Source organism: Xanthomonas axonopodis (genome assembly GCF_001304695.1).
In the GTDB taxonomy this organism is placed as follows: domain Bacteria; phylum Pseudomonadota; class Gammaproteobacteria; order Xanthomonadales; family Xanthomonadaceae; genus Xanthomonas; species Xanthomonas axonopodis.
In genome coordinates this window covers 1-9151 of record NZ_JFAQ01000161.1, presented here as the reverse complement: position 1 = coordinate 9151, position 9151 = coordinate 1, and the positions used below count along the sequence as shown (strand labels likewise).

The window sequence follows — 9151 nt, the reverse complement described above, 5'->3', positions numbered from 1 at the left end:
TTGCCTGCAGGTCATGCCGCTGCCATCGCCAAGTTCCAAAGGCAGGTCTTCCCACGCAATGCCCGTGCGCAGCACATAGACGATGCCGTTGAGGGCCTGCTGATCACTGACACGAGGTCGTCCACCTTTGGGGGAAGGCTTGACCTGCGGAATCAGTGGCTCGATGCGCTTCCACAGCGCAATAGGGATCTCGTTGCGACGTGTCATGCCGACAATGTTGCCGCCGACTCAACAAAATTCAAGGGTTTTGTTATCGGCTCTAAACTCGTTGGTGCGTAAATGTCGAATACGAGTTGGAACGTCCGGCCCAATTGCTAATTCGATCTCACGCAGCTCTCGAAGCGCGACTTCGGGAGCTCTATACAGAAGATTCCTTGCCTCGTTGAGCCAGGCGCGATCCATATATGGCCCTCAACGACTCACGCCGCAGCCGGTTCCTTGACCTGCGCTTTCACACCCAGCAGTTGCACGATGCTGCCAGCCGCATCGCGGCCTTCTGCAACGGCCGTGACCACTAGGTCGGCGCCACGCACGCAGTCGCCGCCGGCGAACAGGCGCGGGTTGCTGGTCTGGTAGGGCAGGCGGCCATGGCCGTCGGCCGGGGCGACGATGCGGCCGTTGCTGCCGGCTTCCACGCCTTGCGAGGCCAGCCAGTCGGGCAGGGTGGGCGAGAAGCCGAAGGCGATGATCACCACGTCTGCTTCCAGCAGCGATTCGCTGCCTTCCACCGGCACCGCGTTGCGGCGGCCACTGGCATCGGGCTCGCCGAGTTCGGTTTCCACCACGGTCACGCCAATGGCTTCGTCGTCGGCGCCGGATTCGATCGACAGCGGCTGGCGGTTGAACAGGAAGCGCACGCCTTCTTCGCGGGCGTTGGCTACCTCGCGCGCGGAGCCGGGCATGCTGGCTTCGTCGCGGCGATACGCGCAGGTGACCTTGGCCGCGCCCAGGCGAATGGCGCTGCGCACGCAGTCCATGCCGGTGTCGCCGCCGCCCAGCACCACCACGCGCTTGCCGATGAGGTCGGGCAGGGCGAGCTGGTCTTCCCAACCGGCGATCGGCCGGCCGTGCGGGTCGTTGCCGCTGACAATGCGGCTGTTATGCACCAAAAACGGCAGCGCCGGCAGCACATTCTTCAGGTCCTGCCCGGGCAGGCCGCCGTCGGTGTAGCGATAGGCGCCGGTGCCGAGGAACACGGCGTCGTATTCGCCCAGCAACTGCTCGATGTTGATGTCGCGACCGATCTCCACGCCCAGGCGGAACTGCACGCCCATACCTTCGAGGATCTCGCGGCGTTTGCCAATCACCGACTTGTCCAGCTTGAAGCTGGGGATGCCGAACTGCAGCAGCCCGCCGATCTGCTCATAGCGGTCGTAGACCACCGCTTCGATGCCGGCGCGCGCCAATCGGTCTGCACACGACAAGCCGGCCGGGCCGGCGCCGATCACCGCCACGCGGTGGCCGCTGGGCTGCACGTTGCCCAGGTCCGGGCGCCAGCCCATCTTGAAGGCGGTGTCGACGATGTACTTTTCCACCGCGCCGATAGTGACTGCGCCGAATTCCTCCAGCGTGCAGCTGCCTTCGCACAGGCGGTCCTGCGGGCACACGCGCCCGCAGACTTCCGGCAGCGGGTTGGTGGAATGGCACAGCGCAGCGGCTTCCTCGATGCGGTTTTCCTGCACCAGCTGCAGCCACTGAGGGATGGCGTTGTGCACCGGACATTTCCAGCTGCAATACGGATTGCCGCAGTCCAGGCAACGACCGGCCTGGTATTGCGCATCGGCCTTGTCGAACTTGCCGTACAACTCGCCCCAGTCGCCGGACGTACGCAGTTCCAACGGAATGCGCGTGGGCATGGTCCGCGGTAGGTCGAGGAATTGGAAGGCTTGTTTGCGGCTCATAAACGAAATCCGTGGCTGATTCCCTTCTCCCGCCTGCGGGGGAAGGTGCCCCGAAGGGGCGGATGGGGGGCGCAGGGAGCAGGACTCTCACCCCCAACCCCTCTCCCGCTTGCGGGAGAGGGGAGCAAGACTCAGGCGGCGCGCCTGAGCGACTCGGTCAACGACTCAATGCTGGCGGCCTTGGGTTTGACAAGCCAGAACTTGCCGATGTAGTCGCGGAACTCGTCCAGGATCTGCTGCGCCCAGATGCTGCCGGTGAGTTCGCGGTGGCGGCTGATCAAGGTGTGCAGGTGCTGGCGATGGTTCTCGAAGCCTTCGGCGGAAACGCGGTGGATGTCGATCAGTTCGTGGTTGTAGCGGTCCACGAAGTCGCGTTCGATATCCAGCACATAGGCCAGCCCGCCGGTGAAGCCGGCGCCGAAGTTCAGGCCGACCTTGCCCAGCACCAGCACGATGCCGTCGGTCATGTATTCGCAGCAGTGGTCGCCGGCGCCTTCCACCACCGCCAGTGCGCCGGAGTTGCGCACCGCGAAGCGTTCGCCGGCGCGGCCAGCAGCGAACAGCTCGCCACCAGTGGCGCCGTACAGGCAGGTGTTGCCGACGATCGGCGTGTTGCGGGCTTCGAAGCGCGCGCCGCGTGGCGGACGCACCACCAGCCGGCCGCCGGCCATGCCCTTGCCGACGTAGTCGTTGGCTTCGCCTTCCAGCTCCAGCTGCAGGCCGCCGGCATTGAAGGCGCCAAAGCTCTGACCGGCGGTGCCGCGGAAGCGCAGGTTCAACGGGGCATCGCTCATGCCGTGGTTGCCATGCACGCGCGCAATGGCGCCGGACAGCCGCGCGCCGATCGAGCGGTCGGTGTTGTGGATCAGGAAGCGATGGTCGCCGCCGGTCTTGTGGGCGATCGCATCGGCCAGCAGGCCGTCCATCTGCGTGGCCAGGCTGTCGGGCGATTCATACAGGCGCTGGGCGGCGCAATGGCTGCCGTCGTACTGTGCGTGCGTGAGCAGGCGCGACAGGTCGACCTTGACGCCCGGACGCGGCGAAACCTCCAGCTGTTCCAGCAGGTCGGTGCGGCCGACGATCTCGTCCAGCGAGCGTGCGCCCAGGTAAGACAGCCAGCCGCGCACTTCCTCGGCCAGCAGGCGGAAGAAGTTCTCCACGCGCTCGGGCAGGCCGGTGAAATAGCCCGCGCGCAGGCGCTCGTCCTGGGTGGCCACACCGGTGGCGCAGTTGTTGAGGTGGCAGATGCGCAGGTACTTGCAGCCCAGCACGATCATCGGCGCGGTGCCGAAGCCGAAGCTGTCGGCGCCCAGCAGGGCGGCCTTGACCACGTCCAGGCCGGTCTTCAACCCGCCGTCGGTCTGCAGGATGGTGCGCTCGCGCAGGTCGTTGGCCACCAGGGCCTGGTGCGACTCGGCCACGCCCAGTTCCCACGGTACGCCGGCATAGCGGATCGAACTGACCGGGCTGGCACCGGTGCCGCCGTCATGGCCGGACACGGTGATCAGATCGGCGCCGGCCTTGACCACGCCGGCGGCAATCGTGCCGACGCCGGCATGCGCCACCAGCTTCACCGATACCAGTGCGGTGGGGTTGACCTGCTTGAGGTCGTAGATCAGCTGCGCCAGGTCTTCGATCGAGTAGATGTCGTGATGCGGCGGCGGGCTGATCAGGCCGATGCCGGGCTTGGCGTAGCGCAGCCGCGCGATCAGCTCGTTGACCTTGTGGCCGGGCAGCTGGCCGCCTTCGCCGGGCTTGGCACCCTGGGCGACCTTGATCTGCAGCACTTCGGCGTTGACCAGGTATTCCGGCGTCACGCCGAAGCGGCCGGAAGCCACCTGCTTGATCTTGGAGCGCTTCTCGGTGCCGTAGCGGGCCGGGTCTTCGCCGCCTTCGCCAGAATTGCTGCGCCCGCCCAAGCGGTTCATCGCAATCGCCAGCGCTTCGTGCGCTTCCGGCGACAACGCGCCCAGGCTGATCGCAGCGCTGTCGAAACGCCGCAGCACGTCCTCGGCCGGGGCGACCTGATCCAGCGGGGTGGGGGTGTCGGCACGCTTGAGCTGCACCAGGTCGCGCAACGTGGAGGCCGGGCGCGCATGCACCGCGTCCACGTACTTCTGCCAGTCGCCGGCATCGCCGGTGCGGGTGGCACGCTGTAGCGTCATGACCACGTCGGGGTTGTACATATGGTACTCGCCGCCGTGCACGTACTTCAGCAGGCCGCCCACTTCGGGCTTGAGCTGGTCGTTCCAGGCGCGCACGGTCAGTTCGCGCGCCTCGGTGTCCAGCCGCGCCAGGTCCACGCCGCCGATGCGCGCCGGGGTGTCGGCAAAGCACAGGTCCACCACGTCCGGGTCCAGCCCGACGATCTCGAACAGCTGTGCGCCGCGGTAGCTGGCGATGGTGCAGATGCCCATCTTGGAAATGATCTTGGACAGGCCCTTGTAGATGCCCTTGCGGTAGCGACGGCCGATCTGCGACTGCTCGCCGCCCTTGCTCAGTTGCAGGATGCCGCGCCGGCCCAGGTCGAACAGGGTCTGGTAGGCCAGGTACGGATACACCGCAGTGGCGCCGACGCCGAGCAGGCAGGCCATGTGATGCGCATCGCGCGCGGTGCCGGTCTCGATGATCAGGTTGACGTCGCAGCGCAGGCCCATCTTGCACAGGTGGTGGTGCACCGCGCCGGTGGCCAGCAGCGCATGCGCCATCGGCCGGTCCGGCACCGGGTAGCGGTCGGACAGCAGCAGCATCACCGCCCCGTCGCGCGCGGCGGCTTCCACCTCCTGGCAGATGCGCTCCAGGCCGGCCTTGAGGCCTTCCTCCAGGCTGTAGGATAGGTCGATCAGGCGATTGCGCTCGACATACTGCGGCATCTTCAGCAGCTGGCGCAGCTTGCGCTGGCTGAGCACCGGCGAATTGAGGATGACGTGGTTCACCGTCTCCGCACCGGCATGGAAGATGTTGGTCTCCTTGCCGAGCTGAGTGGTCAGCGACATCGCCACGCCTTCGCGCAGCGGGTCGATCGGCGGGTTGGTGACCTGCGCAAACGCTTGGCGGAAGTAGTCGTACAGCGGCCTGGTCTGGCGGCTGAGCACCGCCATCGGGGTGTCGTCGCCCATCGAGCCGGTGGCTTCCTGCTCGGTTTCGGCCAGCGGGCGCAGGATCTGTTCCACCTCCTCGATGCTGAGCTGGAACAGCTTGTGGTAGCTGCGCAGGGTCTGCTCGCTGAAGGGCTCTTCCACCAGCGAGGGGTCGATCAATTCGGTCTGCAGGTAGGTCACGCCCTGCTGCAGCCATTGCTTGTACGGCGCACGCGCGCGGTTGATGCGGTCGATGGCATTGGAATCGAGCAGGTCGCCGCGCTTGAGATCGATCGCCATCATCTCGCCCGGGCCCAGCTTGCCCTTGCAGGTGATGCGCTCGGCTGGCAGCTCCCACACGCCGGCCTCGGAGGCGACCAGGAAATGGCGGTCGGAGGTCAGCATCCAGCGCGCCGGGCGCAGGCCGTTGCGGTCGAGCATGCAGGCGGCATAGCGGCCGTCGCAGGCGACGATGCCGGCCGGGCCGTCCCACGGTTCGGTATTGAGGCCGTAGAACTCGTAGAACGCGGCCAGGTCGGCGTCCTTGAACTCCAGCGACTGGGTCGCCGGCGGCACCAGGATGCGCAGCGCCTGCAGCAGGTCCATGCCGCCTGCGATCAGCAGCTCCAGCATGTTGTCCAGGCTCTGAGAATCGGAGCCGTGCATGGAGATCACCGGATTGAACTGCGCGATATCGAAGCGCGGGGTCTGCCACACCTTGCTGCGCGCCTGCGCCCAGCGGCGGTTGCCTTCGATGGTGTTGATCTCGCCGTTGTGGGCGAGCAGCCGGAACGGATGCGCCAGCGGCCAGCGCGGCAGCGTGTTGGTGGAAAAGCGCTGGTGAAACACGATTACGCTGGAGGACAGATCGTTGCGCTGCAGGTCCGGGTAGAACGTGCTCAGCTTGTCCGGCAGCACCATGCCCTTGTAGCTGATGCCGTTGGGCGAGAGGGTGGTGACATAGAAGTTTTCGACCGCATGCAGCACCTGCTCGGCGCGGCGGCGCGCCAGGAACAGCGCCAGGGTGAAGCCGTCTTCGGTCTGCTCGGCGCCGGCATCGACAAACACCTGCTCGATGCGCGGCAAGGTGTCGCGGGCCAGCTGGCCGCACACGCTGTCGTCGGTGGGCACCACGCGCCAGCCGCGCAGCTGCACGCCGGCGCTGAGCAACTGGCTTTCCAGTTGGGCACGACAGCGCGCCGCATCACTTTCGTCCAGCGGCAGGAACACCACACCGGCTGCGTAGCGCTTGCCCAGGGTGATGCCGGCGTCGCGCGCGAGCCCGCGCAAGAACGCATCGGGTTTGCGAATCAGCAGGCCGCAGCCATCGCCAGTGAGCCCGTCGGCGGCGACACCGCCGCGGTGGGTCATGCGCGAGAGCGCCGCGATCGCGGTATCCACCAGCGCGCGGGAAGGTTGGTCGTCCAACTGTGCGACCATGCCAAAACCACACGCGTCGCGCTCATCGCGCACGCTGTTGTAGAGACCGTGGTCATTGAGCCCTTGGCGAGTGCGGGGGGCCATGTCTGCCTCTTTGCGATCTAGGAGAGCGGCGACGACGTTGCAGCGCTCGATCCGTGGAGCGTTTCGAAGAGGTCACCGGATGATCGACTAGACCACAGTTGATGCGGTGCCGCAATACACCGTTACAGCTGCAACGAGAGCGGCTGAAAGCCCTTGTGCCAGCAGGCTTGGCGCCGGTCTTGCGACAGGCGCCAACGCCGTATCAGCCGCAGCGCACCAAGGTAATCACGTTCTTGGCGTCCACTTCCAGATTGAGCCGCTCGCCATTGAATTCCATGGTGGTCATCTGGCCGGGTTTGAGCACACGCACCGACTTGGCGCCGGCATCGCTGCGTGCCTGTTCGCCCACCGCATCGGTCAACGGCTGGCCCACCAGCGACTGCACCTGGGTGGCGTCGCAGGTACCGATCGGCGGCGCTTCCGGCGCTGCATCCGGCGCGGGCTCAGCGGCTTGTTCGGCCGCGTGCTGGGCCTTGGCGGTGACGGCCTCCTGCTCATCGGGTTGCGGTTTGTTGCAGGCAGTCAATGCGGTCAGCATCACCAGGGTGCAGGTCAGGCGAGCAACAGGTAGAACAGCGCGCATCGATCACTCCGGCAAATGGGGATGCCCAAGCATAAGCACAAAGTCACGCGACGGGCATGGCTTGCGCACACGGCGTTGTCGCTGCGTTGACGCAGCCTACTCTTGCTGCGGCCAACAATCGCGGCCAGTCCCTCGACCTGTGCGCAATGAAAGCCAAACGTATTGTTCGCAATGCCGCAGTAGCCGCCAGTACCGCTGGCAACCTAGCGGCGGTGGCAACCGGCGCCGCCGTCGCCACGGTCGCCGTGGCAAGCGCAGCCGCTGTGGCGCAGGCCAAGGCGACCGCGCGTGCGGCCGGGCTGACGTATGTGAACGATCAGCAGCCCGGGATCAGCCGCCGCAAGGCCGGCAAGCGCTTCAGTTACCGTGATGCCGACGGGCAGCGCATCGCCGATGCCGAGACCCTGCAGCGCATCCGTTCGCTGGCGATTCCGCCGGCATATACCGAAGTGTGGATCTGCGCCAAGCCCAATGGCCACCTGCAGGCCACCGGGCGCGATGCGCGGCGGCGCAAGCAATATCGCTATCACCCCGACTGGGCGCAGGTACGCGGCGAGGGCAAGTTCGAACGCGTGATCGCCTTCGGCACTGCGCTGCCCAAACTGCGGCGGCGGTTGCGTCGCGATCTGGTGCTGCCGGGATTCCCTCGCGAAAAGGTGCTGGCGATCGTGGTGGCGTTGCTGGCCGACACCCTGGTGCGCGTGGGCAATGCCGAATACGCGCGCAGCAATCGCTCCTACGGGCTGACCACGCTGCGCAACCGGCACATGGAATTTCTGAAAGGCGGACGCGCGCGGCTCAAGTTCCGCGGCAAGAGCGGCCAGGACCACGATATCGAAGTGGACGACAAGCAGCTGGTCAAACTGATCCGGCAATGCCAGCAGTTGCCGGGGCAATCGCTGTTTCAGTATCGCGACGACGATGGCCAGTTGCAGCCGGTCGATTCGGGGCAGGTCAACGAGTATCTGCGCGAGGCAATGGGCGAAGACTTCACCGCCAAGGATTTCCGTACCTGGGGCGGCACCTTGGCGGCATTGCAGCGGCTGGCACGCCTGCCATTGCCCGAGCGCAGCAGCGAACGCGCGCTGACGCAGGTGCAGAACGATGTCATCCGTCAAGTGGCCGATGCCTTGGGCAACACGCCGTCGGTGTGCCGCAAGGCCTACATCGACCCCTGCGTCTTCGAAGGCTGGCGTGCGGGCCAACTGCAGGCGATGGCCACCGGTGTGCGTGGCGAGCGACAGTGGGAAGCGGCCACGCTGAAGTTTTTGAGCGCCTCGCGTAGCAAGCTCAAGACACAGGCGAAGTCTGCGGCAAGGCGCAAGTCGGCGTAGACGCGGCTGACAGGCCACGGCGTTTGCCACAAGCAGGACGTTGGCGATGCTCGGGCATCATGTACCGCGCACACCGGCCCCTGCGCGTCGCTCATGTACACCTGGCGGCCATCGGCGACGCGGTGTCAGCACTCCAGCAAGCTCAAGACACAGGCGAAGTCTGCGGCAAGGCGCAAGTCGGCGTAGACGCGGCTGACAGGCCACGGCGTTTGCCACAAGCAGGACGTTGGCGATGCTCGGGCATCATGTACCGCGCACACCGGCCCCTGCGCGTCGCTCATGTACACCTGGCGGCCATCGGCGACGCGGTGTCAGCACTCCAGGTGGCAGCCCCGGGACGCAGACAGCAGCGGTGCTGTACCGAATCCCGAATTTCGATTGCCGAATCCCCAACCCTCAGCCGCAATAAATCGCCGTGATGCTGTTGTTCGGGCCGGTTTCGATGGTGAGCTGATCGCCGCCGCTTTCGCTGGCGCCCTGGGCCGGGTTGGCCAGGCCGCTGGCAGTGGTGCCACCGGTCGCGCGCTCGCCGCGACGCATGTTCAGTCCCGGCATTAGATGGATCGGATTCACTTTGAACCGCTCGGGTTCGGATGTCCACTGCTTGCAGATGAATTCGTACGGTGTCAGACCCTTCAGAGCTTTGAGCCTGCGACCGTAGTTGTAGGCGTCGATGAAGTTGGCTAAATGCTGTTGCAGTTGTGCGTGATCGTCGTAATGGAAGCGTTT

5 protein-coding genes and 1 pseudogene are annotated in these 9151 nt (G+C 66.0%); 1 reads left to right on the top strand and 5 read right to left on the bottom strand.

Annotated features, from left to right (window positions below):
• From XAXN_RS21715 to XAXN_RS14740, 4 genes are all read right to left on the bottom strand, one after another.
• The coding region (locus XAXN_RS21715) for a transposase (RefSeq protein ID WP_134984893.1) at positions 1–207 on the bottom strand (207 nt) is incomplete at its 3' end.
• A 212-nt stretch (positions 208–419) separates the two neighbouring features.
• Positions 420–1901, bottom strand: coding sequence for an FAD-dependent oxidoreductase (locus XAXN_RS14750; protein ID WP_054320106.1), 1482 nt, complete (start codon positions 1899–1901; stop codon positions 420–422).
• Positions 1902–2032: 131 nt separating this feature from the next.
• Positions 2033–6505 (bottom strand): glutamate synthase large subunit, encoded by a 4473-nt coding sequence (gene gltB / locus XAXN_RS14745; RefSeq protein WP_054320105.1) that lies wholly within the window; start codon positions 6503–6505, stop codon positions 2033–2035.
• A 202-nt stretch (positions 6506–6707) separates the two neighbouring features.
• Positions 6708–7088 carry an I78 family peptidase inhibitor gene (locus XAXN_RS14740; protein WP_054320104.1) on the bottom strand — a complete coding sequence of 127 codons (381 nt, stop codon included), beginning with the start codon at positions 7086–7088 and terminating at the stop codon, positions 6708–6710.
• A gap of 56 nt (positions 7089–7144) precedes the next feature.
• On the opposite strand from XAXN_RS14740, the gene XAXN_RS14735 reads away from it, so the two are divergent.
• Positions 7145–8422 carry a DNA topoisomerase IB gene (locus XAXN_RS14735; protein WP_054320103.1) on the top strand — a complete coding sequence of 426 codons (1278 nt, stop codon included), beginning with the start codon at positions 7145–7147 and terminating at the stop codon, positions 8420–8422.
• 540 nt (positions 8423–8962) lie between these two features.
• On the opposite strand, the pseudogene XAXN_RS14725 reads toward XAXN_RS14735, so the two are convergent.
• Positions 8963–9151, bottom strand: a pseudogene (locus XAXN_RS14725) (IS3 family transposase); the annotation flags it as partial.